Source organism: Corynebacterium renale, assembly GCF_002563965.1.
Taxonomy (GTDB): domain Bacteria; phylum Actinomycetota; class Actinomycetes; order Mycobacteriales; family Mycobacteriaceae; genus Corynebacterium; species Corynebacterium renale.
The window spans coordinates 1,262,385-1,288,080 of record NZ_PDJF01000001.1 but is presented as its reverse complement, the minus strand read 5'-3'; the positions used below and the strand labels follow the sequence as shown (position 1 = coordinate 1,288,080).

22 protein-coding genes, 2 tRNA genes and 1 pseudogene are annotated in these 25,696 nt (G+C 57.9%); 17 read left to right on the top strand and 8 right to left on the bottom strand.

What is annotated here, in order from left to right:
• The first annotated feature begins 120 nt into the window (after positions 1-120).
• Positions 121-921 carry a mycolate reductase gene (gene cmrA / locus ATK06_RS06065; RefSeq protein ID WP_048380110.1) on the top strand — a complete coding sequence of 267 codons (801 nt, stop codon included), beginning with the start codon at positions 121-123 and terminating at the stop codon, positions 919-921.
• On the opposite strand, the gene nrdG is transcribed toward cmrA, so the two are convergent.
• Together nrdG and nrdD are read right to left on the bottom strand one after the other, a co-directional pair.
• Complete coding sequence (gene nrdG / locus ATK06_RS06060; RefSeq protein ID WP_231913533.1) at positions 918-1,547, bottom strand: anaerobic ribonucleoside-triphosphate reductase activating protein; 630 nt, start codon at positions 1,545-1,547, stop codon at positions 918-920. The two genes, cmrA and nrdG, sit on opposite strands and share 4 nt — an antisense overlap.
• Positions 1,531-3,657 (bottom strand): anaerobic ribonucleoside-triphosphate reductase, encoded by a 2,127-nt coding sequence (nrdD, locus tag ATK06_RS06055; RefSeq protein ID WP_048380113.1) that lies wholly within the window; start codon positions 3,655-3,657, stop codon positions 1,531-1,533. The genes nrdG and nrdD overlap by 17 nt, the downstream gene beginning before the upstream one ends.
• A gap of 293 nt (positions 3,658-3,950) precedes the next feature.
• On the opposite strand from nrdD, the gene orn reads away from it, so the two are divergent.
• Together orn and ATK06_RS06045 are read left to right on the top strand one after the other, a co-directional pair.
• Entirely contained in the window at positions 3,951-4,586 is a 636-nt protein-coding gene (gene orn / locus ATK06_RS06050; protein WP_048380114.1) for an oligoribonuclease, read from the top strand.
• Positions 4,587-4,640: 54 nt separating this feature from the next.
• Positions 4,641-4,713 (top strand) — tRNA-His (locus ATK06_RS06045).
• A gap of 702 nt (positions 4,714-5,415) precedes the next feature.
• Here the strand turns inward: ATK06_RS06045 and ATK06_RS06040 are convergent.
• On the bottom strand, positions 5,416-5,784 hold the full coding sequence (locus ATK06_RS06040; RefSeq protein ID WP_048380116.1) for a roadblock/LC7 domain-containing protein: 369 nt from the start codon (positions 5,782-5,784) through the stop codon (positions 5,416-5,418).
• A gap of 149 nt (positions 5,785-5,933) precedes the next feature.
• On the opposite strand from ATK06_RS06040, the gene ATK06_RS06035 reads away from it, so the two are divergent.
• Together ATK06_RS06035 and ATK06_RS06030 are read left to right on the top strand one after the other, a co-directional pair.
• Positions 5,934-6,539 carry a hypothetical protein gene (locus ATK06_RS06035; protein WP_098389013.1) on the top strand — a complete coding sequence of 202 codons (606 nt, stop codon included), beginning with the start codon at positions 5,934-5,936 and terminating at the stop codon, positions 6,537-6,539.
• A gap of 2 nt (positions 6,540-6,541) precedes the next feature.
• Entirely contained in the window at positions 6,542-7,000 is a 459-nt protein-coding gene (locus ATK06_RS06030; protein WP_048380122.1) for a roadblock/LC7 domain-containing protein, read from the top strand.
• A 389-nt stretch (positions 7,001-7,389) separates the two neighbouring features.
• Here the strand turns inward: ATK06_RS06030 and ATK06_RS06025 are convergent, their stop codons facing one another.
• The 3 genes from ATK06_RS06025 to ATK06_RS06015 form a co-directional block, all read right to left on the bottom strand.
• Positions 7,390-9,123, bottom strand: a complete 1,734-nt coding sequence (locus ATK06_RS06025; RefSeq protein ID WP_143341399.1) for a hypothetical protein — start codon at positions 9,121-9,123, stop codon at positions 7,390-7,392.
• On the bottom strand, positions 9,123-9,776 hold the full coding sequence (locus ATK06_RS11080) for a hypothetical protein (protein WP_143341398.1): 654 nt from the start codon (positions 9,774-9,776) through the stop codon (positions 9,123-9,125). The genes ATK06_RS06025 and ATK06_RS11080 overlap by 1 nt, the downstream gene beginning before the upstream one ends.
• Before the next feature lie 237 nt (positions 9,777-10,013).
• The gene (locus tag ATK06_RS06015; RefSeq protein ID WP_098389010.1) at positions 10,014-11,225 is read right to left on the bottom strand and encodes a L,D-transpeptidase; all 1,212 of its coding nucleotides are present in this window, start codon (positions 11,223-11,225) and stop codon (positions 10,014-10,016) included.
• 333 nt (positions 11,226-11,558) lie between these two features.
• Here ATK06_RS06015 and ATK06_RS06010 point away from each other — a divergent pair.
• The 5 genes from ATK06_RS06010 (at position 11,559) to ATK06_RS05990 (ending at position 16,612) form a co-directional block, all read left to right on the top strand.
• Positions 11,559-11,634 (top strand) — tRNA-Lys (locus ATK06_RS06010).
• A 273-nt stretch (positions 11,635-11,907) separates the two neighbouring features.
• Entirely contained in the window at positions 11,908-14,382 is a 2,475-nt protein-coding gene (locus ATK06_RS06005) for a DMSO/selenate family reductase complex A subunit (RefSeq protein WP_098389009.1), read from the top strand.
• Between the two features lie 16 nt (positions 14,383-14,398).
• Positions 14,399-15,034: a DMSO/selenate family reductase complex B subunit gene (locus ATK06_RS06000; protein ID WP_098389008.1), complete on the top strand. Its 636-nt coding sequence runs from the start codon at positions 14,399-14,401 to the stop codon at positions 15,032-15,034.
• A gap of 62 nt (positions 15,035-15,096) precedes the next feature.
• Positions 15,097-16,026 (top strand): dimethyl sulfoxide reductase anchor subunit family protein, encoded by a 930-nt coding sequence (locus tag ATK06_RS05995; protein ID WP_098389007.1) that lies wholly within the window; start codon positions 15,097-15,099, stop codon positions 16,024-16,026.
• Positions 16,013-16,612, top strand: a complete 600-nt coding sequence (locus ATK06_RS05990) for a TorD/DmsD family molecular chaperone (RefSeq protein WP_231913534.1) — start codon at positions 16,013-16,015, stop codon at positions 16,610-16,612. The genes ATK06_RS05995 and ATK06_RS05990 overlap by 14 nt, the downstream gene beginning before the upstream one ends.
• Here the strand turns inward: ATK06_RS05990 and ATK06_RS05985 are convergent.
• Positions 16,609-17,885, bottom strand: a pseudogene (locus ATK06_RS05985) (glutaminase). The gene ATK06_RS05990 and the pseudogene ATK06_RS05985 overlap by 4 nt on opposite strands.
• A 28-nt stretch (positions 17,886-17,913) precedes the next feature.
• Here ATK06_RS05985 and ATK06_RS05980 point away from each other — a divergent pair.
• Genes ATK06_RS05980 through ATK06_RS05970 form a run of 3 tightly spaced genes read left to right on the top strand, consistent with a single transcriptional unit; the run spans position 17,914 to position 20,045 of the window.
• Entirely contained in the window at positions 17,914-18,966 is a 1,053-nt protein-coding gene (locus ATK06_RS05980; RefSeq protein ID WP_048380134.1) for a LacI family DNA-binding transcriptional regulator, read from the top strand.
• Between the two features lie 34 nt (positions 18,967-19,000).
• Positions 19,001-19,402, top strand: a complete 402-nt coding sequence (locus ATK06_RS05975; RefSeq protein WP_098389006.1) for a TM2 domain-containing protein — start codon at positions 19,001-19,003, stop codon at positions 19,400-19,402.
• A gap of 58 nt (positions 19,403-19,460) precedes the next feature.
• Entirely contained in the window at positions 19,461-20,045 is a 585-nt protein-coding gene (locus ATK06_RS05970) for a TM2 domain-containing protein (RefSeq protein ID WP_111704104.1), read from the top strand.
• Positions 20,046-20,138: 93 nt separating this feature from the next.
• Here ATK06_RS05970 and gntP read toward each other — a convergent pair whose 3' ends face one another.
• Positions 20,139-21,524, bottom strand: coding sequence for a gluconate permease GntP (gene gntP, locus ATK06_RS05965; protein WP_231913535.1), 1,386 nt, complete (start codon positions 21,522-21,524; stop codon positions 20,139-20,141).
• A gap of 206 nt (positions 21,525-21,730) precedes the next feature.
• Here gntP and uxaC point away from each other — a divergent pair, with 206 nt between their 5' ends.
• Genes uxaC through ATK06_RS05945 form a run of 4 tightly spaced genes read left to right on the top strand, consistent with a single transcriptional unit; the run spans position 21,731 to position 25,636 of the window.
• A complete protein-coding gene (gene uxaC / locus ATK06_RS05960; RefSeq protein WP_048380138.1) occupies positions 21,731-23,146 on the top strand; it encodes a glucuronate isomerase in 1,416 nt (471 codons plus the stop codon).
• Positions 23,143-24,528, top strand: coding sequence for a mannitol dehydrogenase family protein (locus ATK06_RS05955; protein ID WP_048380141.1), 1,386 nt, complete (start codon positions 23,143-23,145; stop codon positions 24,526-24,528). Before uxaC ends, ATK06_RS05955 begins: the two co-directional genes overlap by 4 nt.
• 20 nt (positions 24,529-24,548) lie before the next feature.
• Positions 24,549-25,058 carry a gluconokinase gene (locus tag ATK06_RS05950; protein WP_048380143.1) on the top strand — a complete coding sequence of 170 codons (510 nt, stop codon included), beginning with the start codon at positions 24,549-24,551 and terminating at the stop codon, positions 25,056-25,058.
• A 26-nt stretch (positions 25,059-25,084) separates the two neighbouring features.
• Positions 25,085-25,636, top strand: a complete 552-nt coding sequence (locus ATK06_RS05945) for an isochorismatase family protein (RefSeq protein WP_048380146.1) — start codon at positions 25,085-25,087, stop codon at positions 25,634-25,636.
• Positions 25,637-25,696: the final 60 nt, after the last annotated feature.

The window sequence follows — 25,696 nt, the reverse complement described above, 5'->3', positions numbered from 1 at the left end:
AAACTGGCTTAAGATTTTTAATTACCCCTTTCCTACCCCCGCACACCGCCACCGAACCGTATCGGACCACGCTGCTAGCATGAACCACAACTTCCCGTACATCTGCCGAGAGGACCACTCATGAGCCTGCCCGCACCTGCCACCGACCGCTACGCCCTCATCACCGGAGCGAGCCAAGGCATCGGAGAGGCCATGGCTCGCGACCTCGCACTCGCCGGACACAATCTCATCCTGGTGGCTCGCCGCCGCGAAGTCCTCGAAGCGCTGGCCCACGAGCTCCATGAGGCGCATGGCGTTGAGGTCCTCGTCATGGCCCACGACCTCTCCAACCCCGAGGAGGTCACAGCACTTATTAGCGCCATCGCGGACCGCACCATCCACATCCTGATTAATTCAGCGGGCATTGCCAGCTTCGGGAAGTTCGCTGATGCGGACTGGAATTACGAAAAAGACCAGTTCAACCTGAATGCCACCGCCGTCTTCCGGCTCACCAAGGCAGTGGTCAACCCCATGATCGAGCGCGGCGTCGGAGCAATATGCAACGTGGGATCTGCCGCCGGCAACGTCCCCATCCCAAACAACGCCACATACGTATTCACTAAAGCCGGGGTCAACGCTTTCACCGAGGCCCTCCACTACGAGCTCAAAGGAACCGGCGTGACCTGCACATTGCTCGCTCCCGGCCCCGTGCGCGACGCCGTGGTCGCCGAAGAAGACAAATCCATCGTGGACAAAGTAGTCCCCGATGCCCTATGGACCACCTACGAATCCTGCTCCAAGGAAACTTTGGAGGCCATGGCAGAAGGCAAGCGCCGCATCGTACCTGGGCCAATCGGCAAGTTTATGAACGTGACCTCACAAATCCTGCCCACAGCAGCACTCTCCCCACTCATGGGGTGGGTGTACTCGAAGATGTCTTAAACGCCGTACTCCACGGCTTCACCCGCGGCCAGGGATTCCTGCACGTCTAGGACCCGCTGGTTCGCGCTTCCCACAAACGGGCGTGGGTTCCCGGGGTCGCGCTCCTCGGCGATGTAGGGGCCGTCGATAAGCACATCAAGTTCGCCGAGTAATTCCCGGCGCTCGTCGGTGAACAGCTGCAGGGTTTCCCACAGGTATCCTGTGTACGCCCACACCGTTTTACCTGGTAGTTCGCGCCGAATCCGGCGAACCAAAGGCAGCAGATGGCGTGCGGAAAGCATCGGCTCCCCGCCCACCAAGGTCAGCCCCGCTACGTGATTGCGCCCCAGGTCCGCCATGATGCGCTCCTCTAAACCGGGCGTGTACGGGGTCCCATAGCTGCGTTTTTGCGCAGCTTTGTTGTAGCAGTCCAGGCAGTTGAACGGGCAGTAAGACACGTACAGGGAGCAGCGCACGCCCTCGCCGTCGAGAACTTGGAACGGCTTATAGTCGGCGACCATAAATTCGGGGGTTTGTGCCCAGGTGCGGGAGCGGTCGTCGGTACGCGCGATCGTGGCCAGCCGCTCCGGCGGTGTGTGTGGCGCCCGGAAACGACGGTGCACGTCCAGGTCACATGTGCTTGACACGAGAAGCAATCTCCTCCTGCTTACCCGCCACGACCGGGCGTTTCATCGGCGCGCCCAAGTACCCGCAGAGACGGCGCACCACGGAGGCCTTTTCCTCATCCCGATTGCCGCAGCGCGGGCAGAAGTAGCCGTCCTTATCGCAGCCGAATTCGCCTTCAAAATCGCACACGAAGCACGCATCCACTGGCGAGTTCACCCCGAAATAACCCGCATTATCGAAGGCCTCATCCCACAACGCCTCAAACGCGGACGGGTTGACTTGCAGGTTCGGTGCTTCCACGTAGTACATGAACCCGCCGGGCGCCAACGCCATGTAGGAGGACTCGAAGTGAATCTTCGAAAACGGGTCGGTGTCCACATACGAAGGGAAGTGGAAAGAATTTTCGTAGTAGCCGCGGTCGTTGACGCCAGGAATCGTGCCGAAGCGGGCACGGTCAATGGCATCGAAACGGTCGCACAGGCTTTCCGACGGCGTCGAGTACACCGACACGTACGCATGGAAGTCAGCCTGCGCCTGGTCGACGGCCGCGTTGATGCGCGCCATAATTTCGAGCGCACGTTCGCGCAGCTCAGGCATTTCCTGCCAGCGCACCTGACCCGTCATCGCGACCATGGCGTTGTGAATACCGATGTAGCCGACACTGATCGAGGAACGCTTCTCATTGTCGCCGGTATACCAATCGCGCACGCTGGTCTTGCCTTCAGGATTACCCATTCCGCCCTGGGTGTACATCACAGGAGCGTTTTCCATATCAGCGCTTAAGACTACGTCTTCGCGGATTTTTAACGCGCGCAAGGTGATGTCCAAGGCTTCGTCGAGAGTCGCCCAGAAGGTGGCCCAATCCCCTTCTGCCTGGATGCCAAGGCGGGGCAGGTTGATGCTGACCACGCCCAGGTTGTTGCGCCCAACGACCTGCGATGTGCCGTCCTTATCCTCCCAATAGTGCAGGAAGGAACGGCAGCCCATCGGGGTAATCAATTCACCGTTCTTTAGCTCGCGGATGCGCGGCACGGAAATCAGATCCGGATAGATACGCTTACGGGAGGTCTCCATGGCCAGCTGCTTGAGGTCGTAGTTTGGATCCTCGGGGGCGTGGTTGACGCCTTCATCAACGAAGTAGAGCAGCTTCGGGAAGATAGCGGTCTCCCCGCTCATCCCCTTCTCACGCACGCGCAGCATCGCCTCTTGGATTTCACGGCCGCACCATGAAGTACTCATACCGAAGGACACCGACGTAAACGGGGTCTGCGCCGCGGCCGTGGTCAGTGTGTTGACCTGGTATTCGAAGGCCTGCATTGCGTCATAAATGTCCTTGTGCGTTTTCTTCTTGGCGAAGGCTTCGACCTCAGCGGCGCTGTCGAGCACCTCGGCGTAGAGCGCACGGTTTTTCTCCAAGGTCATTTCGGCGTACGGCTCGAGTAGGCGATCGATCTCGTGGATGGAGATGCCGCCATATTGCTCGCCGGAGATTGCGCCGAGCAGCTGCACCAGGAGGGTCGCGGCCACGCCGATGGACCGCGGCTTCTCGATCCGCGCATTCCCCAACACAAACCCGTTCTCCAACATGTACTCAAAGTCCGGAAGCGAGCAGTTGGGCAACGCCCCAAATGGGGAACGGTCCAGGTCATGCAGGTGAATCAGGCCCTTGATGTGCGCGCGGCGGATGTCCTCCGGGTACATCTCTAAGCCCTTGGCCTTGGTCACAGCCCCTGCCAGGATTTCACGCTGGGTGGTAAAAGTGCGCGAATCCTTGTTTCCGTTTTCGCTCATGACGGCTTCATCTTTATTCACGACGCGCTCAATGGCATGCGTAACATCGGTAGAATCCGCGATGACCTGCGACTGCCGAGACTTGTACTCTCTAAACGCCGCGAGCACCGTCGGCGATTCCGCGAGGGCATTCTCCACTATGTGGAAGAGGTCAGCGGAAGGCAGTGGCTGCGGCGCGGCTTCCACTTGCTTTACGACGGCCGCCACAATTTCATTTTTCGGAGCGTGAAAATGAACGCCAAAGACCCTTTCGGCCGAGCTGAGATCGTTGAGAATTTTAGCCGGGCGGAAATCTACAGTGCGGCCATCCTTCTTCACAATTTTCAGCTCAGTGGTCATGCTGGCATCCTCCCTGCTCTCCGATGAGTACTTTTCGTGCTGTCCTGAGGTGCAACTTTAGGTGGTAATTACATACTTGTCATTGGCGCAGGAAAGATATGATTTAACCTAAAGGCTATAGGTGGACTGAGTCTCCTATCGAGCGGGGACAATAAACCTATGGACACAACATGTAGTACCCCCTTTCGGGGTGATACCCGATTATTGGTGGTTTGCCGTCTCTCGGCGACACCCTGCAAGACGGCCCTCCAGGCTGATATACCGAATATATCCCCTGCGCCTATGCTGGAACCATGTCTGAGACGAAACCAAAAAATGACCGCATTGTCTGGATTGACCTCGAAATGACAGGGCTCGACACCGAGCGCCACGTTATCGTCGAAGTCGCAGCCCTTATCACCGACGCAAACCTCAACATTCTCGGAGACGGGGTCGACGTCGTCGTCCACGCCACCGACGAACAACTTGCCGAAATGGACGACTTTGTCACCTCCATGCACCAAAGCAACGGCCTACTCGACGACATCAAGTCCTCCCCCACATCCATCGAGGAAGCAGAACAAAAGGTACTGGACCTCATCGCGGAGCACTGCGACCCGGAACACCCCGCACCACTGGCCGGCAACTCCATCGCCACCGACCGCACGTTCATCCGCAAGTACATGCCACGCCTCGACGAGGCGCTCCACTACCGGATGATCGACGTCTCCACCATTAAAGAATTGACCAAGCGCTGGTACTCCAAGGCTTATTTCAACCAGCCGGAAAAAGGGATGGCGCACCGCGCCCTAGCAGACATTGTGGAGTCAATTCAGGAGCTGGATTACTACCGACGCGCCGTCTTCGTCGACGAACCCGGCCCGAGCAGCAGCGAATCCAAGGAAGCTGCACGCCAAGCAACGGCTTCCTACCAGCAGTTTTTGCATTAACTGGCTTATAGGCTAAGGTAGTTCTCGCTGCATTCGTTGAAGAGTGCTGCGATGGTGACTGTAGTTCAGTTGGTAGAGCACCAGGTTGTGATCCTGGGTGTCGCGGGTTCGAGCCCCGTCAGTCACCCCTATGTGATCAGTCGGGACATACTTGACAGTATCCGTCGCGACATGGTTGACAGTGAGCACCGTGAATTAAGAACATTGTTCTTGATCCACGGTGCTCTTGTTTTTCATCGTTGCGTGTTCTTTAACATGTTGGGTTGATACCGACGATTGGTGTCAGTAATGTCCCGCCTGATGTGTCAACTGCCACTGGTTTCCGCCGGTTGTTAGAAAGTGTCAACTATGTCCTGACACACAACCCTGTCCGGGGCACTTTCTAACTCGCCCTCTAGCCTGGCGTTGCGTCGGCTGTTTCAAGTTTTTCCGACGGCATCGTGGCCATATTGCCCGGCAAAAATTCCGTACATTACCATCACCTGCGCACAGGTTAACTCCCCTCGAAGTGCCGCGCGGGCAGCGCCTCGGCGCGTACAGCCCTGTGAGGCAGGCCTATACGCTGTATGCTAACGAGGAAGCAGACTGGACAGCTTGAAGGCTGCCTGGCCTGAGATTGTTGTCCTGGGGCTACCTGCGCGATACGCGTGGCTTTTCGGCCTGCTGGGCGACGCTGGGTCGGGCTCGGCGCCTACTTCTACCGCCTCGATTGTGTACGCCTGCCCAATCGCCACGGCAGCATTGTCTTCCAGACAGGCTGCTCGTACTCAGGGGCAACTACAACGTCCGTTTCACCATCAAGGGGAGGTTGTACGGCGGCGCGTACTCTTCATCCCAAAACGCGGGCGTGCGAGTTCACCACGGAGCGCAGGAGTGCGAGGTTGGTGGATTCACGGGCGACGGCGATGTAAACGAACCGATTGTTGTCGAGCATCCTGATGAGGTGAAGCTGGTCAGTCAGGGTCAGCAGCATGTCCTCGAGGTTGGAGGAAATATTCAGGGCAGAGATGGTCTTGAGCTTAGCTTTGACCATTTCGGAGTTGTAGGCAGAGGCGACGTCGAGGTCGAAGTCGGGGCGCCGTGAGATAGACGCCATGGACATACCCGTGTCGAGGTCTACGATGGAGCCGCCGATGAAGCCGTCAACGTCGTCGGCGATACTATTGAGGAGGTTGTTAAGGTCGTCTTGGAGCGACATGTCTTCTTCCTTATCCTTTTCTTACGTACGATTATGAATAAGCCAAGCGATAGCTCGGATATTGCAATAATACCCTTATATACTCCTCCTACACTTCCTAAGGTAGGTTTTGTATAAACGTTCAAGTTGGTTGGTGTGAGGAGGTACTGGTGACTCGGCATCGTCACGTGGATGGGAACACTGGACTGCGGGAACGCTTGGATACGGCTTTCATTGGGTCACCGTCAGCACATGAGGTGTTATTCGTCGGCGACCCAGGAATAGGTAAGACGACGGCGGTGCGAACTCTAGCGACGCATGAGCCGATCAACACAGAGGCGGCTATGTCGGTACCTGATGGGGAGAAGACGACGGTGACCGTGGGCATCGACTTTGGGCTGTGGGAAGACAGCCCATTCGGGGTAGTAGGTTTGTTTGGCTCACCGGGACATGAGCGGTTTTCGCGGAGCAGGTCGATGTTGGCTAATCCGAGTGCCGGTGTAGTGCTGTGGGTGTACGGAGATGACAGCGATGAGGGGCTGGTCAATCAGGTGCGTTACTGGGCGCAGGCGGTGGAATCGCTAGCCTCGCGGGGGGTTGTGGCGATCAATTTTGCTACAGAAGGCGCGCTCGATCGGGCGCGGTCCGCGATGGCTGAGTTGGGCTTAGAGCAAGTCCCGGTGATGACTGCCGATCCACGTTTCAACGCGGATGTGGTGACGGTGGCGAGTGCGGCGATTGAGCGTTCAATGAGCGCGCAGGAAGACGAGGAATAGACGTGAGTGATCGTGCTGCCAGGCATCGGAAGATCCGAGGCCAGAATTTTGATACCAATGAGATTGCGCGGGCGACGATGCCGTACCTATCACGGATCCGAGCCGACAATGCCGGAGTGTATTCGATTCTGCTGGGTACGGGCGATGGGTTACACATCTGTTCGCTAGGGCTGGCAACTCCGGAGGATGCGGCGGCGATGGCGGCGTTGAATTCGTCAATGCTGGGAGTCGCGGACTCGCAGGTGCGGCTTTTAGACCCCGATGCAGATGCCAACAGTACGGCGGATGCGGTGGTCTCAGTGGCGCTTCCTGACGGTGTACTCGTGCTCTCATCGATTGTGTATCCCCCGTTGGACCACCTGGTGCTGGCTGTCTCCGCGCGAGATACACAATTAGGCGTGGTGATCCACGAGACACGCGAGGCCAGCCACCAACTGGCTTCGTGGCTTGATGAGAATTAAGACGAGACCAAACTTGATAATATTTCGGTACGCGAACTCTCCCACTCGGTATTAACGTATAGTACACGGACACACGTGATCGGGATTCCTTGACTATCACCAAGCTCTATCACCGTTCTGGGATGAGCCAGACAAAGGTTGACGCAAAAATAGGTTTTGCGAGGCCAACTATTGCAAAGCTTTTGCAACATGCAAAGGTTCGCCGGTATGTCTCCATCGAGGTGCATGAACCGCAAGAGGCTGATGAACATATCGTTTAGCAGCTGACACAACGCTACAATCTGCACGGCGTACGCATCGTACACCCGACAGACCAAACGTGTGATCAGTCACTCCAAAGATGAAGGCCGGTACAACGTTCACGTTGTACCGGCCTTCAGTGTTTCCCGTTAGCGTCCAATAAGACGCGGGACCACGGGATCACCATCACCCAACAAAGCCTTCAGATTGCCTTGCCTCTCGACGACACTTGTCACCGCTTTCATCTGCTTCTTCTCCCGAGAACCACCAGCTCCCATCGGTGCACCACCAGCCATCATCGGGTGGCCACCACGCACCCCCTGAGAGGCGGAACCCTGGGATGCTGAAGCGGAACCGAAACCAGATGTACCGGCGCCTCCGCCGGGTGTGCCGGGGCCTGTCATGCTTACACCTAATCCACGACCAAGAGCACCGGCATGACTACCGGCAGCAGCCCCACCAAAACCGGTGCCACCAAACCCTGAACGCGGGGAACCAACACCACCGGCGCCTGTTGCGCCGTGCAACCCACTTACTCCAGCAGCCCCCGACGTCGCATTACCTCGAAGAGCGCCGGCGTGGCCCAAACTACCGATCCTGCTGGTTCCCGGGCCAACGTTGCCACGCAGCGTCCCGCCCTGACCGATTCCTCCGATTCCGGCCGCTCCCATGCCACCGTTTCCCAGGACACCAGAACCAGGTAAAGAACCCACATTCGCAGCCGTACTTGGCGACGTCCCGGACACAGGACCCAAGCTCCCCGGAATACCCGGTGTCATTCCACCTAATGACGGCACCGCCGCGGACTGCGCTGCTGGTGCAAGCGACGCGATCTCCGTTAAGGCCCCACCACCAGTGATACGAGGCGGCTCCGCAGCCGCGCGCAAGAACTGTGCCGATTCCGGTGCAGCACGCATAACATGCTCAATTTCTGCCTGACTCGTCGGAGTCATCGCAGCTAAAGCCTCACGGAAAGAATTCACAGCCACAGCATCAGTCTTCGCCTCAGCAACTCCACCGTTTCCGTTGTTCTGCGTTGGGGCACCAATAAGAGTCTCAACCGGTGGGCGGGAAAACTCAGCAAATACCGACCACAACGGCGGCCACGCCTGGAGCAATGCTTGTTCAGCAGCAATACGCTCAGCAGGAACCGGGATAAGTGCTAACGCTGCATGTGCTGCCCGAACGTATTGGCTACCCCACCCGTGTGCTGCCTGCATACCGACAAGCCCACTGCGCACACCCGCACCATTGAGACTGAAGTTATGAGCAAGTTTTGCCACATCAGCCAGGGTTTCTGACGCACGGTCAAATTGTGGGCCGGTGTTGACAGTGTTGACATCTCCAGCAAGCTGGGTGAACCTAGCTGCAAGATCAGCCATACCGGCGTTGATTTCTTCCCAGGATTGTTGGCCAGAGGTCATTGCTGCCGTATCCGTGGTTAAGAATTGTTGCTCGAGCTCACCGAAAGATAACGGCGGAATAATCACCGCTGGTGTTATCCCGAAAGGATGCGCGGTAATAGGTGGCGCCTTCTCAAAGGAGATGGCTTCAGCATTAGCGTCAAAGCCAACGTCCGCGTGTCCAAGGACAGCTTTAAACAGGTTTTCCTGCAGGAACGCAACCTGGGTATTCCGTCCGAGCGTTTGCGAAACCCAGTTAACGTAGGCACTGAACTTCTCCAAGAGACCTCGAGCAGATGATTGGTGCTTCTCCAATACGTCACTATGGACTCGCCCATAGTGGTCAAGACCAGACACCCGTGAAAATCGAGCAAGACCATTTCCTCGCGTCGAATAAACATTGCCGTCCAGATCTTCGCTCGTGGCATTGAGCCTCTGGACCGTATCAGCCACAAATTGCTGATCTACTTCAAAATTCATTATCCCCCCAATTCGGAAATCAATTTTTCAAGGGTGCTAACCGCGCGCGGACAGTATTTTTTCGGCTGCGGAGGCCACTGCATTTCACCCAAGCTCGGCTCGTAACTTAGGCGTAAAGCGCCGCGCGTAGTTGGTATAGACGCTGTACAGGCTTGACTTGATTCTTCGAAATAATGAGCGTACATAGCCGGATACTTTGCGGAAACGCTATCGTGTAGGACTTCGCCCTCTTTTGTCACCGACTCTTTGGGTGCCATATCCATCGCCACGTAATACCTATAGGCTGGCAAATTCTCTTTCGGGCCCTTATCCCTAAAACTGCAGACAGAGGCATTGGCAAAGCCGCCTTTGTCAGACATATCAAGGCTCAAACGAGAATCCAACACCTCTTCCAAGAACTGCACGGGAATTTCCTTGCATACCACTGGGACATCTAACGAAAAGTCCAGGGCAGGATATTCCCCCACAACGAGTGGTTCTTTCAAGAAATCTGGCGATTTCTTCTCGCCTTTCCCGGCACCGGCTACCGGAGACACACTGACCGCTGCCTGCGCCTCATCGGTTCCACCTTCCGAACCACCAGGAGAACACCCAGTTAAGCCCACAGACAACGCAGCCACGATTGCGGCCACGCATACACGTAGTGTTTTCACGCTTCCCTCCCACGCGATCAAAGAACGGGGACTTTCCCCATAGTTATTCGACGTGGAATCCCCCTAATTCGGTTCCCCCAACGCCCCTCGTGCAACCAACGCGCACATGTACTGCTTACCGTAGCAGAACTTACACCTGTTGCCTAGACTTTTCACGCGAGGAAAAGTTGAGCTAAGCATAGGAAACGGCCCCTTACCTCGTTTAAGGAAAGGGACCGGAAGGACGTCGAGAAGCGCTTAAGCGTTGCCAGCCTTCCAGGTCTCCCAGTCGATGTTCCAGTCGCCGAGACCATCCGCCCCGTTCAAGACCCCGCCGACAGTGTTCTGCACCAGCACCGGATCGCCCCGCTTGACGGTATTCTGGAACCACTGGGCGGCTTCCGTCGTCACGTTCACGCAACCATGGGAAGTATTAGTATTCCCCTGCTGTGCCACTGACCAAGGCGCAGCATGGACATAGATTCCCGAATAAGACATTTGGGTGGCGTAATCAACCTCAGTGCGGTAACCACCCTCCGCAATGGAATACCCAAACGTGGAAGAGTCCATGATAAGGGAATCGTACTTATCGCCGATGATGTAGTAGCCATTCGGAGTGGCCCAGCGTTCCACATCGCGGCCCAATGACACCGGGATGGTGCGCAAAACTTCGTCGCCACGCTTGACGGTCATGGTTTTGGTGGCGTCATCAATGATCGTGCGCACATCGTCACCGATGGTGAACGATGTCGCGTTATCAGAGGAACCGTAGACACCATTGCCCAAGTCCTTACCGTAAATATCAGCCTTAACGCTCACCTTAGTTCCGGGCTGCCAAAATTCGGCTGGACGCCACCGCACCTCGTAAGGGCTCAGCCAGTAGAAGGCGCCCTCCACGGCAGGTTCAGTCTTAACCGTCAGCGCAGCTTCAGCAGCTTTGCGATCCTGCACAATGTCGCCGAAACGGAAACCAATCGTCTGGGCCACCCCCACCGTGATGCCCTCCAGCGGGCTTAGCGCAACACCCATCTGCGCAGTAGGGGCAATAGTGTTAAAAGTGGCCTTCGTCGTCGTGCCGTTCTCATCCGTCGCGGTCACGGTGTAGGTGCGGTTATACCCCAGGGTTTCAGCGGACGTCCACGATTTCTTGTCGGAGGACAACTCCGACTCCACCTTGTAGCCTTCTTCATTCACCATGGTGACATCGCGTAAGGCCACGTCTTGAGTGCGCACAGTCACGGGATCCTTTGGATTAACACCGGTGGCATTATTACGCACCGACACCTCAGGTGCCGGCTTAGGTTCAGGAGTCTCCTGGGCAGCTTCCGTTTCCCGGGCAGTCGACATGTCAATAGTGCACGCCGTCGCGCCTAAACCAGCAACGATGACCACCGCAAGAGCAGCCACCGCCGAGCGCCAGCCACGCACAAACGTGCGCCCCGTTGAGTTGTGGCGAGCCTTATTCCGCATCCTTCACCTCATCTACGAACAACTTTTGTCCACACTAGTTAGTCAATCGCAGGCTGTGCCGGCCTTGTTAGCGTGTCCACAACTTCGTAACCAATTCGTTATACCTTCACAACACGATTGACCTCATCCCCATTCCCGCCACAGCACCCCAGATGATTCAGCGACAACCCCAGCTAAATCTCAACCGTCACGACGCGCACGCCTCAGGCGGCCAACCAACCTACGTTCTCACACTGCAAAATAGTGCAATGACCTGCCGATTTTGCAACAACAAGGCTTAGTTGTAAAGTATTCATCGTTGCAGCGAGCGCCTAGCGCTTCAGAAAGCAGCAAGCGCCATTAGCTCAGATGGTAGAGCAACTGACTCTTAATCAGTGGGTCCGGGGTTCGATCCCCTGATGGCGCACCATATCACCCCCGCCGGGTTTTCTCGGCGGGGGTTTTGCGTTTCCCCACTCGGCGGGGTGCGGCGAGGCTGTGGCCCCTCAACCCGCACACCATTCAAACTCAGCACCACCCAGCCCCCGCCCCACCCCTAACGAAATATAATAAGAAAGGCATACCTTACCTATTTCCGCAGGTCAGTACGCTTGTCTTACTTCCTATAACTCCGATAGCCTTAAGTGTTATCAGTGGGTGATGCCCGTTTCACCCCCAGATGGACCGAGAGGTCGGAGTATAGATGAACACGACAACTTCCTCCGCACCCCAAAACGCTGCTAGCGCTGGCCTGAAGCGACGCACATTCCTGCAATGGAGCGCCGCCGCCGGTGCGACGACAGCCCTCGTGGGAGCCGGAACCCAGTTCCTCGGAATGCCTAGCGCACGTGCCGAAGGAGAAACACCAGACCCCAAGGACGACAAATTTGTCATGTCCGCCTGCAACGTCAATTGTGGCTCACGCTGCCCAGTTCTCCTGCAGGTCCGCGACGGACAAATCATTCGCGTCTTGCCTGAGCAGACTGGTGATAATGAAATCGGCAGCCAGCAGATTCGCGCTTGTGTCCGTGGGCGTTCCATCCGCCACCGCATCTACAACCCGGACCGGTTGAAGACTCCCCTGAAGCGTAAGCCAGGCACCAAACGTGGTGACGGTGAATGGGAAGAAATCTCGTGGGACCAAGCTCTTGACGAGATCGCCGACAAGATGAAGCATATCTTGGACGCTTACGGCAACGAGGCTATCTACATCGCCTACAGCACCGGCGCCATCGGCGGCACCGTTGCTCAGGGATACTCCCCTAATGGCACAGCGTTTACTCGCCTCATGAGCCTGCTCGGCGGCTACTTGAATTTCTACGCGGATTACTCCACAGCGCAGATTACGTCCTCCTACCCGTTCCACTATGGCGAATGGGTGTCCAGTAACTCGTTCGATGACGTGAAGAATTCCAAGCTGCAGGTCATGTTTGGTAACAACCCGCTGGAGACCCGTATGTCCGGCGGTGGCGAGACGTTTGTCACCCAGAAGATCAAACAAGATTATGGCGTCAAGACCATCATCATCGACCCACGATTCTCCGAAACGGCGGTAGGCCTTGGCGACGAATGGGTTGCACTGCGCCCCGGCACCGATGCTGCGCTGATTGCGGGCATGATTCACGTCATGCTCGAAGAAAACCTGCACGACCAGGAATTCTTGGACAAGTACACCGTCGGGTTCGACGAGCATACTCTCCCCAAGGAAGCAGCGAAGAATTCCTCGTACCGGTCCTACATCGAAGGTAAAGGCCCCGATGGCATCGAAAAGACACCGGAGTGGGCTGCACGAATCACCGGTGTTTCCGCACAGAAGATTCGCCAGCTAGCCCGAGAAATCGCAACCGCAAAACCATGCGCGATCACCCAGGGCTGGGGCCCGCAGCGTCATGCCAATGGCGAGAATCAGGCGCGCGCGATCTTCATGTTGGCTGCGGTCATCGGCCAGATTGGTATTCCCGGCGGTGGCACAGGTGCCCGGGAGGCGTCGGCAAGCTTGCCTATGACCTACCCGTTCAATACCGAATACACCAACCCCATCGAGACCTCCATCCCTGTCTTTGGTTGGACTGACGCTGTGGAACGTGGCGAAGAAATGACCGCTATCCACGATGGTGTCAAGGGCAAAGACAAGCTCGACGTGCCGATTAAGATGCTGTGGTGCCACGGCGGTAACTCGTTGACGAATCAGCATGGCGACTTAAACCGCACCGTGAAGCTGCTTCGCGACGACTCCAAGGCGGAACTCATCGTGGTCAATGACATTCAAATGACCACCTCGGCACGGTACGCCGACTACGTCCTTCCGGATGCGTCGACAGCCGAACAGGATGACTACATCATGCAGGGTTCGGCAGGCAACCTGGAATACGGTATCTTCGCTTCCCAAGCGGTCACCCCACTGTACAACTGCCGCCCCATCTACGACGTGGTCTCTGACCTGGCAGAACGATTTGGTATTCGCGACAAGTTTACCGGCGGGAAAACACAGCAGGAGTGGATTAAAGAAACCCTCGACCAGTCCCGCAAGGATATTCCGGAGTTGCCGTCCTACGAAGACTTCAAGGAAAAAGGAATTTTCAAGCGCACCGGCGAATCGGTTATCCCACTGAAGGAATTCCGTGAGGATCCCGAAGCCAACCCGCTCGAGACTCCGTCCGGCAAAATCGAAATCTATTCGCAGCAACTCCACGATCTCAACGAAAAGTGGGAATTCGACGAATCTCTGCCCGGCAACCGCATCACCGCCCTGCCCGAATACGTGGCCACCTGGGAAGGCGCCGAAGAAGCAGCCAAGAACTCGGACTACCCGCTGCAGTGCATCGGCCACCACACTAAAGGCCGTACCCACTCCAGTTACGGCAACGTGGACTGGCTCCGCGACGACGCGCACCCACAGGTCCTGTGGATCAACGTCCTCGACGCGAAGGACCGCGGCATCGAAAACGATGACCTGGTCTACGCGTTCAACGACCGTGGTCGCATCCGCTCCATCGCACGCGTCACTCCGCGTATCGCACCCGGTGTGATTTCAGTGCCGCAGGGCTCCTGGTTCGATCCGAACAAGCAAGGCGTCGACGAAGGCGCATCCGTGAACACTCTTACCAGCTGGAACCCATCCCCATTGGGCAAAGGCAACGCGCAGCACACCGTGCTCGTGCAGGTAGAGAAGGCATAAGAGGAAGTTATAAACGATGAGCAAACCAGATAGCTACCTAGGTTTTTACTTCAACCAAGACCTGTGCAACGGATGCAAGGCCTGCCAGATTGCGTGCAAAGACAAGCACGACACCCCCATTGGCGTCAATTGGCGTCGCGTGGTGGAATACGCTGGCGGTAACTGGCACGTAGCCAACGGCGTATTCGAGCAGAACGCCTTCACCTACTACACGTCGATGGCCTGCAACCACTGCGTAGACCCCCAGTGTGTCAAGGCCTGCCCAACCACCGCTATGCACCAAGGTCCCGACGGTATCGTTGCAGTCGACCATGACAAGTGCGTCGGTTGCCGCTACTGCGAATGGGCCTGCCCTTATGGCGCACCTCAGTTCAATGAAGAAATCGGCATGATGACCAAGTGCGACATGTGCGCCGACTACCGCTCCGAGGGCAAAAATCCCGCATGCGTGGACGCCTGCCCGTCGCGTGCCTTGGATTGGGGCCCCATTGAGGAATTACGTGCAAAATATGGCCGGGTAGACGATGTTGCCCCACTGCCTGACCCCACGATTACGCATCCGAACCTGGTAGTCACCCCGCACCGCGATGCGCAACGCTGGGACCAAGGATCCGGTGAAGTCATCAACAAAATGGAAGTAAACGGCCATTAATCGCCTCGTGCGTTTCCGTCAAGAAACGCACGGCCTCAAGCACGAAAGGAGCGACCGGTACCGTGAACTTACACGAATGGCCGCTAACACTGTTTACACTGCTGGCCCAAATGGCAGTGGGTGCCTTCATCGTCCTGGGCTTAATCCAGGTCATCGGACGCACCAAATTTAATACCTCCGCAATCGACCGCATCGCCGACCCCGCACTGTACGCCATCGGCCCAATCATGATCTGCGCCTTCCTGGCATCGATGTTCCACTTGGGCAATCCGTTGCATGCACCAAACGTGCTACGCGGGTGGGATCACTCAGTACTGAGCCAGGAAATCATCATGGGCATTGGCTTCGCCGGCCTGGGCTTTGCCTTCGCCGCCTGCCAGTACTTTGGGTGGTTGACCCCGAAGTGGCGTTCCGCGCTGGCGGTCGTGACCGCCGTGTGGGGACTCTTCTTCGTCTACGTCATGGCTAGCCTGTACATGCTGCCGACAATCCCCGCCTGGAACCACTGGACCACCCCGGCCCAGTTCTACATCACCGCTTTCACCACCGGTGCCTTGGCGATGGGCGTGGCGCTTAGCTCCTACCCGTTCCTCAAGGACAGCAAGCTGGTCAACAAGCTCATGCCTCGCAACGCGGTCCACTCTGTGGAGGAAGAGCGTGACGTCGCCCGCATTATCCCGCAGGCGCTGAAGTGGATCGGCATCATCGTCGTGACCCTGCTTCCGCTGGAACTCTTGGTCATCCTCTTCTACTACATGCGCCCCGAGGGTTCGAACCCACCGCAGTTCGAGTTCAACCTGACAGCGTTTGTCATCCGGCTGGCATTGCTTATCATCGGCGCCCTGATCATGGCGTTCTACCTGGTATTCCAGGCGCAGTCTGATCAGAAGAAGACCCTGATTATGGTGACCACGGCGTACATCCTGATCACTATCTCTGGACTGCTTGGCCGTTTCATCTTCTACGGAGGCATCGACCGTGTCGGCATCTGACCTACCCGATCGATTCGACGAGGACACCGCCCAGCGCATCGCCGCAGCTGGGCGGGTCCTCTCCGCCCTGTACCTCGGAGCACCCGATGAACAGCTGCGGGCAGCACTCCAGGACCCAGAGATGCTGGAGGTGTGGCCGCTTCACGACGACCTCACCGACCGCGGCCTAGCCCTTCTCAAAGAAGCACCCGCTTCCGCCGCGGACGAAGCCCACGATCACCTCTACCTCTTCACCGGAATTGGTCGCCCCCTAGCCGTGCCGTATGAGTCCCCATACTTTTCCTATGACCACCTCGTCATGGATGAAGACACTTTCGCCGTCCGGGACACGTACCGCAAGCACGGGTTCGCAGTACCCCACGACAACATTCCCGACGATCACATCGGGTATGAAATCGCGTTCATCACTGAACTCGCGGGACAGAATAAACCCGGCGCGCCTGCAGTGGTTCAGAACTTCGTCGAGAAGCACTTAGGGCGCTTCGCCCACCTAGTCACCGACGCGATGCGCGAGCACGCGACAAGCAGCACATACCGCGCTCTGGCTGACCTCACCGACGGGTGGTTAAGCCATGTGAAGGCTTAATCTTCGGCCGCTTTGCGCTGCTCGGCGCTGATCACCGGAACGTGGTATTCGTCGCTGAGCACTAGGTCATGGAGCTGGTCTTCGGGATCGTACAAACTGATCTCGAGGCCAGCTTTGCGCATTTTTAACAGGGTGCTGGCCAGGAAGTGGCGGGAGATGTCGTCGACGGTGATAACGCGGGTGACGTCCAAAACCAGCTTGCTTGCGGTGAAGTCGTGCTGGGAGATCCGGTACAAGATTTGCTCCGCTGCAGAGAAGTTGATGGTTCCCTGCAGGGTGATGATCATGGTGTCGTCGTACTGCTGCATGCTACGCACCGCATGGACTCCCATCCGGTGCGGGTTCATCAGGTGCAGGCCCATTTCCTCGGAGAATTTTTCAAAAATCTTCAGGCCGCGGACGGAATTCCCTTGCGGGTCCAAGCGCGGGGAAAATGTGGCGATTCCGAGCTGGCCAGGCAGGGTTCCGATAAGACCGCCGGCAACACCCGATTTCGCCGGGATTCCCACGCGGGCCATCCACCGGCCGGCGCCGTCGTACATACCCGAAGAACTCATCACCGACATGGCTAGGCGGCACGCCTCGGCGTCGAGAACGACCTCGCCGGTCAGGGGATTCACCCCGCCGTTTCCCAGCGTGGCGGTCATAGCAGCCAGGTCACGGGCGGTGACCATGATGGAACACTGCATCGTATACGACAGGACTGCGTCGTGCGCTTGGTCTGAAATCATGCCGTAGCTACGCAGCATGTGCGCCAGTGACAGGTTGCGGTCAGCGCCTTTCAGTTCGGAATAGGAAAGGTCGGCGTCCATGCGTAGCTGCCGGCCGGCCAGGCGCGAGAACAGGTCGACGATAATGTCCACTCGGTCTTCCACCGTGGAATCGGGACCATTGATTAGCTGGTTAACCACGATCGCCCCTGCGTTAATCATCGGGTTCATCGGGCGTTTATCCTGGTCTAGCGAAAGTTCGTTGAACTTCTCCCCCGACGGCTCCAGCCCACGATTTCGTGCACTGCGTCAAGCCCATGCTCTTGGAGCGCAAGGGCGTAGACGAAGGGCTTGGAAATTGATTGGATCGAGAACTCGTCGTCACAATCTCCAGCCGAGTACGTGTGACCCGAGACGGTAGTCAAAGCGATACCCAACTTCGACGGATCAGCCGCAGCGAGTTCGTCGATATAGTCTGCCACTTCCCCGCCGTCCTGGTCGCGGACCTCCTCGAGAAGGCGACGCAAATAGGCAGGGATTGGGTTCGCAATGTGTTCCGTCATACGTTCAGACTACCTATACTGAAACGCGATGAATGAACAGCACACTTCGGTGACCATCTACGACATCGCCGCAGAGGCAGGGGTCTCAGCCTCAACGGTGTCTCGTGCTTTGCGACGCCCCGAGCGCGTCTCCATCGCCACCGCCGAAAAGGTGCGCGCCGCCGCCGACAAGCTGGGGTACAAAGCCGAAGGCACCCAACACCGGCCGCCCATGCACCGCACCCTCAATATCGGGATGGTGCTGGCCGACATTACTAATCCGTTCTTCCAAGAAGTCTTACGCGGTGCCGAACACGCTGCTCGCCAACAGGGTATGAATGTGCTCGCCGTCAACGTTGATGAAGGCGTCGAAAGATCCAAACAAGCCCTGACCTCCTTGCACGGGCACGTTGACGGGCTGCTGCTGGCGTCGTCACGCCTGGATAATTCCACAATCGAGCAGACCTCGCGTGCAATCCCTACCGTGGTTATCAACCGGCCCGTACCCGGGGTGGCGAGCGTGCTCGTGGACAACTACGGGGGCACCGTCAAAGCCGCCGAACACCTCATGGCGAACGGAGCGCATTCAATCACGTACTTCTCTGGGCCCCAAAACTCGTGGGCAGACTCTATGCGCTGGCGAGCCCTCCTGGACACCACGGGACACCCCAACACCGCAGCAGGCACCGACCATCCGTTGACCTTGGCCGCGCCGCCACGTTTAGTCCGTGACGTCACTACCCGGAAAATTCAGGTGGAATCCCCCACAATCCTGGGCGGGCGCATCGGATTCTCCAGCTGGTTGGAGCACCCGACGGACGCGGTCGTGTGCTTCAACGATCTCGTCGCAATCGGTTTTATGCAACAAGCACGTGAGGCAGGATACCGGGTGCCCGCGGACGTCATGGTCGTGGGTTTCGATAACACCGAATTAACCACCCTGGTTACCCCCAGTATCACTACTGTGGCTGGTCCGCTGCGCTCCGTCGGACGAGTCGCGGCAGCAAATCTTATGGCAATGACCTTGGGTACGCAGAAAATTCTGACGCGGCCACGCATCCTGCCGACGCGCCTGATTGCCAGGGAATCCACGCGCACATAGGTAAAATACAGTCTTTACCGTTATAGTGTCGTCCATGAGTTTTAACAATGAAACTGGTAACCAGCACCAGAACAACCCCTTCGCGGAAGCACCGCAGCCAGCTGCTGCTCAGACACCTGCTACCCAGCCCTACAACGCACCTGCTTATGCTCAGCAGCCGGCGCAGATTGTCGTACAAGCTCCTAAGTCCAAGATTATCGCTGCTGTCCTCGCGTTCTTCTTGGGCACGCTCGGCGTTCACAACTACTACCTCGGATACAACTGGCGTGGCCTCGCCCAGTTGGGTCTGCTCATCATCTCTTGGCTCACGGTCTTCTTCATCATCGGTTGGGTTGGGCTTGCGATTCTCTACCTCTGGATCTTTGCCGACATCATCCAAATCCTCTGCGGCGTCGGAGGCTACAAAACCGACCGTCAAGGTCTCCCTCTGAACTAACTGACTCCAACGTACAAAGCCTTAAAGCTTTGTACGTTTTTTGTTTTACTATAACGCTATGCCACATACTTCACGCCCCGACGGTGACGATTCCAGCGTAAACCCGTTCGACGAGACTGACGCACTGTCAAATCCTTTTGACAAGCCATTCCATCCAGAGCCAGATTCAGACCCCCGTCTGGCCAATCCATTTTCTCCTGAGGAAAGTACCTCAGCTCATCAACTAAATCGAGGCAACTCCGCCTTGGACCCCATGAGCCAAGCGAGAAAACCAGAGCAATCAAGCCGGCCGCTTGCTGGCCAGCAATCCCAGCAACAGCACCAGTGCGCTGACGACGAACAATTCCGATCAACCACCGGAGACGAAAAAAACAGAACTCTCGCCGGTATTCTCGGACTGGTCTTCGGAGCCTTCGGTGTGCACAATTTCTACGTCGGTTTTAAAAGAAAAGCGCTCGTCCAGGTAGGCCTTGCGCTGTTCACCGCCCTCTTTATGAACAATGCCGCCGGCAACCTTCTCTACCTTGGCCTTATAGTGTGGTCATTCCTCGATGCCATCTGCATCTTCCTTAAAAAAGGCCAATACAAAGACCCGAGCGTGCATGATGGCTCGAAGTTAGTAATTAACCCTTTCGAGGAATAACCCCAGAAGAATTAACACAACCTCCGCCACGCTACATCACGAGCGAAAGGCGGAGGTTGTAGATCAATACCGGAGGCGTCGATAAGCGGAAAACTAACCCACGAAAATGCTCAGGATCATAACGACTGCTAGGCCCACAACCGAGTTGCACAGCTGCAGCAGGCCCCAGGTCTTCAGCGTGTCCTTCACGGAGATACCGAAGTAGCCCTTGAACAGCCAGAAGGAAGCGTCGTTGACGTGGGTGAACGTGTTGGAACCGGCGGCCGTCGCCATGACCAGAAGCGCCGGATTGACACCAATCAGTTCGCCGCCAGGGCCCATGAGCGCAGCAGAGATGATGCCGGCTGCTGTCATTGCGGAGACCACGCCTTGGCCCGTCGCTAAGCGGATGAGGACCGTGATGAGCCACGCCATGATGTACGGGCTAATCGACGTCGCCCCCATCAAGCTGCCGATGTAATCACCGATACCGGTATCGATGATGACCTCTTTCAACGCACCACCAGCGCCGATGACTAGGACCACCATCGCGATACCTTTGACGCCTTCTTCGAAGGAGCTCATTCCCCAACCGATGCCACGGCCCGGGCGGATAGCGAAGAAGTACAAAGCGGCCAGCAGCGCAATCGACAGGGACATGACCGACGAACCGAAGAAGTTCACAATTGCGTGCGCCGTGGAGCCCTCCACCAGCCACACGTTCGCGATCGTCGTGCCGATCATCAACATTGCCGGGATAAGTGGAACAAAGATAGAAATGCCGAAAGAAGGACGCTTCTCGACGGGCACTTCCTCATCATTGCTGAGCAGTTCAGGAATCGCGTAATCCAAGTTGCCCATGAAACGCGGCAGCACCCAGCCGGTGATCGCCACGGTCGGGATGGCAACGATGATCCCGTAAATGTAGACCATCCCGATGTCGGCACCGTAGGCGTCGACAAGTGCAACTGGGCCAGGCTGCGGCGGGAAGAGGGAGTGCGCCGTGGTCGTCGCGGCAACCGCCGGGATGGCGATCTTCATGAACGGCACCTTCGCCTCCTTGGCCACCGCAATAATCAGCGGCGCCATGATAATGAAGGCAACTTCGTAGAACATGGCCAGTCCGAAAATAGTGCCGGCCAGCACCATGGCCAGCTTGACCTTGCCCACACCGAACTTGGCAATCAACGTATCGGCGATCTGGGCGGCCGCCCCAGAGTCCACCATCAGCTTTCCGATCACCGCGCCAAACACGACGATGATCGCAAGCGAACCCAATGTGGAACCGAAGCCCTTCTGGATGGTGTCCAAAAGGTCCAAAAGCGGGAAGCCTTCGAGGACACCAATGACACCTGCCGCCAGCAGGAGCGCAATCATGGCGTTAATTTTCCACTTAATGTTCAGCAAGAGCATGAGCCCAATGCCGATGGCTACCCACACGATGTGCAGGAAGCCAAGATCGTTGACGGCCTCCACAGGAACCTCCTTCAGGTCTGCCACCCCACCACTATTCGAAGGAGGTAGCCCACTAGGAAACAAAAGGTGATACCTAGGTACCCTAAGGGCACCTTTTGACGCACGCAATAGTTTGGCAACTTCGTGCAACCAGCCCCTCCTAGAAGAACGACACCTGCGAAAACGTCTAAAACGATGGCAACTTTTGGCAACTTCTGGCCTTTTCGCAGACCTAGAACCAAGATGGAATCATGAGTTCATCACACGCTGCCCACCCAGACAGACTGCTCCCCGCAGAACCAGGGACGCGCGAGATTGCACGGCGCCTCCTCGACCACGTTGAAGACCTGCCCATCATTTCCCCACACGGGCACCTCGACCCGGCAATGTTCACCGCCAACGAGGCCTTCCCTAACCCCACCGCGCTACTCATCAGCCCGGACCACTACCTGACCCGAGTCCTCCACAGCCACGGTGTGCCTCTCGACGCGCTTGGCGTCGGCGGCCACGAGTGCGACCCCCTCGAGGCCTGGTGGCTGTTCTACAAGCATTGGCACCTCTACGCCGGCACAGCTACCGGCTATTGGGTCGAGCAGGAATTTGAGCACGTCTTCGGCATCAACCCCGACCGCCTCGGCGCTGGTGACCGCGCAGAGTCGGACGCCCTCTACGCTGAACTCCAGGCAATTTTGGAGCGCCCGGACTTCCGCCCGCGTGCACTCGCCGAAGAATTCGGCCTTGAAGTCCTGGCTACCACCGACGACCCCCTCGACGACCTCGCACACCACAAGGCACTCGCGGAGGACCCCACGTTCAGCCCCCGCGTCCTGCCGACCTTCCGCCCCGACGCGTACACCAAGATGTACCTTCCCGCTTTCGCGGACAACGTCACCAAACTTATCGACGTCGCCGGTGGCGGCAAAACTGGCTACGCAGGTTACTTAGAGGCAATGCGCACCCGTCGTCAGTACTTCATTGACCACGGCGCCACCTCCTCTGACCACGGCACTCACACCACGAACTCGCAACCGCTCGACGACGCGGAAGCTTCCGCCCTCCTGGAGAAGGGCCTACGCGGCGAAGCCACGCGCGCCGAAGCAGAGGCTTTCGAGGCGAACATGACCTACCGTTTCGCTGAAATGGCCCAAGACGACGGCCTCGTCATGACCATCCACCCCGGCGTCTACCGCAACCACTCCGCCAGCGCCTTCGAACGCTACGGCGCGGACGTCGGCGCTGATATCCCATTCCAGATGGAATTCACCCGGGGCCTCCAACCACTTCTGTCCGACTTCGGCGAGAATAAAGATTTCCACTTCGTCATGTTCACCATCGACGAAACCGTCTACTCGCGGGAAGTGGCACCACTGGCCGGCTACTACCCAGCCGCATACGTCGGCGCACCGTGGTGGTTCATCGACGAAATCGACGCGATGAACCGCTTCCGTTCCGCCACGACCGGCACCACCGGATTCTCGCGGTACTCCGGATTCATCGACGATACTCGCGCCTACTGCTCGATTCCGGCTCGCCACAACACGTCACGCCGCGTCGAAGCCGGCTACCTCGCACGGCTGGTCGCAGAGCACCGACTCACCGAAGACCGGGCCAGCGAAATTATCGTAGACCTCATCGACGCGTCCCCAAGGAGGGTTTTCAAACTATGAGCACCACACCACTCAACCGCAGCACCGCACCCGTTGCGCCCGCGGCCCCGGTACGCCTCGTCCACCTCGGATTGGGCGCATTCCACCGCGCCCACCAAGTCTGGTACACAGTTCGCGCGGAAGCAGATTCGAAGAACCCGGAATGGGGCTACTGCTCATTCACTGGACGTTCCCCTCGCATGAGCGATCTGCTCGGCAGCCAGGACGGGTTATACACCCTGGTCACCCGCTCCGAGGACGGCGACAGCCCCGAAATTATCGAGGGCATCGTTGAAACCCAACCGGCTGACAATTCCGCCCGCCTCATAGAACTGCTGGCTGACCCGGCCACGGCCGTGGTGACGCTAACCGTCACCGAAGCTGGCTACCACCTCACCGAAGACCTCAGCCTAGACACTGCCGACGAGCACGTCGCCGCCGACATCAAGGCCCTACGCAGCGGCGATACTGCACCTGAATTGGCAACCGCGGCAGGCCGGATTGTTGCGGGGCTGCGCGCCCGACGCGCCGCCGAAGGTGGCGGCATTGCGATCATGAGCTGCGACAACATCTCCGCGAATGGGCAAACCACCCGCGCGTCTATCCTGGGCATGGCCCAAGAAGTCGATGCGAATCTCGCCGACTGGATCAAGCAGGAGGTCACCTTCCCCTCCACCTCGATCGACCGCATCACCCCGGCTACCGAGGACGAACTCATCACCGAGGTCGCTCAGGAAACCGGCTTCGCCGACAAGGCACCGGTCGTCGCGGAACCATTCACGTCGTGGGTCATCGAAGGAGAATTCCCGGCTGGGCGCCCCGAATGGGAAAACGCCGGAGTCGAATTCGTCGGCGACATCGAACCATTCGAGCGCCGCAAACTGTGGCTCCTCAACGGTTCCCACTCGCTGATGGCCTACTACGGCCAGCTGCGTGGCCACGACACTGTCGCCGAAGCAATCGCCGACCCCGTGGTCCGGGAGGCCGTCGAGAAGCTGTGGGATGAAGCCGCAGCCCACCTAACCGCCGAGGAACTAGCTGTACCCGAGTACCGCCAGCAGCTCATCGAACGCTTCGAGAACCCCCGCATCCGCCACAACCTGGCACAAATCGCCATCGACGGCGGAACCAAGCAGCGCATGCGGGCCGTCCCCATCATGAAGGCTGAACTCGAAGCCGGACGCGACGGCGCCGGCGCAGCCCTATCCATCGCAGGCTGGATCACCTACGTCCAGGAAACCGAGGACATCGCCGACACCCGCGCCGACGAGCTCAAGGAAGCACGCCAAGCCGAGGACCCCGTCAAGGCACTCGTGGCCGCCCTCGACGAAACCCTGGCTGCCAACGACGCAGCACTTGAAACAATCCGCGACGCACACGCTCGTGTCGCCGAAACCCGCTAAGTAGCACAAGGAGTTCACCTATGAAAAAAACCATGGCACGCGTCGTCGTGATGGGAGTATCCGGCTCAGGAAAAACCACAACGGGTGAACTCCTTGCCGCCCGCCTCGGGCTTACCTACATGGACGGCGACGCCCTGCACCCGCAGGCCAATATCGACAAGATGTCCGCCGGCATCCCGCTAACCGACGACGACCGCTGGCCCTGGCTCGCCCACGTGGGAGCACTCCTCGCCGAATTCCCCGGCGGGGCAGTTGTCGGTTGCTCAGCGCTGAAACGCTCCTACCGAGACTTGATCCGGTCCTACGCTCCCGACGTCGTCTTCGTCCATGTTCACGGCACCCCCGAACTCCTAGCCAGCCGGATGGGGCACCGGGAAGGCCACTTCATGCCAACATCACTCCTCAACAGCCAATTAGCAACACTGGAGCCCCTGGAAGAGGATGAAAATGGCGTGGTCATCGACATTGATGCGCCCGCGCACGAAGTCGCAACCAACGCCGCGAACTGGGTCCTAGGCCTACACGGTTAAATCCGTTGCACCGATACAATGGGGCCATGAAAACCCTCATTGTTGTTGACGTACAAAACGATTTCTGCCCCGGCGGCAGTCTCGCCACTGACGCAGGCGACAACGTCGCCGAGGGCATAGCGGCCATCATGGATAGCTACGACATCGTGCTGGCCACCCAGGACTGGCACATCGACCCCGGCGACCACTTCTCTCCCACCCCCAACTTTGTCACCTCGTGGCCAGTGCACTGCGTCGCCGAATCACACGGCGCAGACTTCCACCCCGCAATCCCCACAGCGCTTATCGACGCCACCTTCCGGAAGGGCCAATACAATTCCGCCTACTCCGGTTTCGAAGGTTCTACCGAAGACGGACACACACTCGCAGAATACCTCCGCGACAACAACATCACAGAGGTCGATGTTGCAGGAATAGCCACCGACCACTGCGTGCGCGCCACCGTCAAAGATGCCCTCAAAGAAGGTTTCAACGTCCGGGTCCTCGCGCACCTGTGCTCACCCGTCGACGGGAATAAGGCACTCGAGGTACTCGCCGAACTCGAAGAGTTAGGTGCCGAGATCGCGGTCAAACACTAACTTTTGGGTCGAATAAAAAAGGTGCCTCACGCTTTTAGTGAGGCACCTTGACGTTTAGCC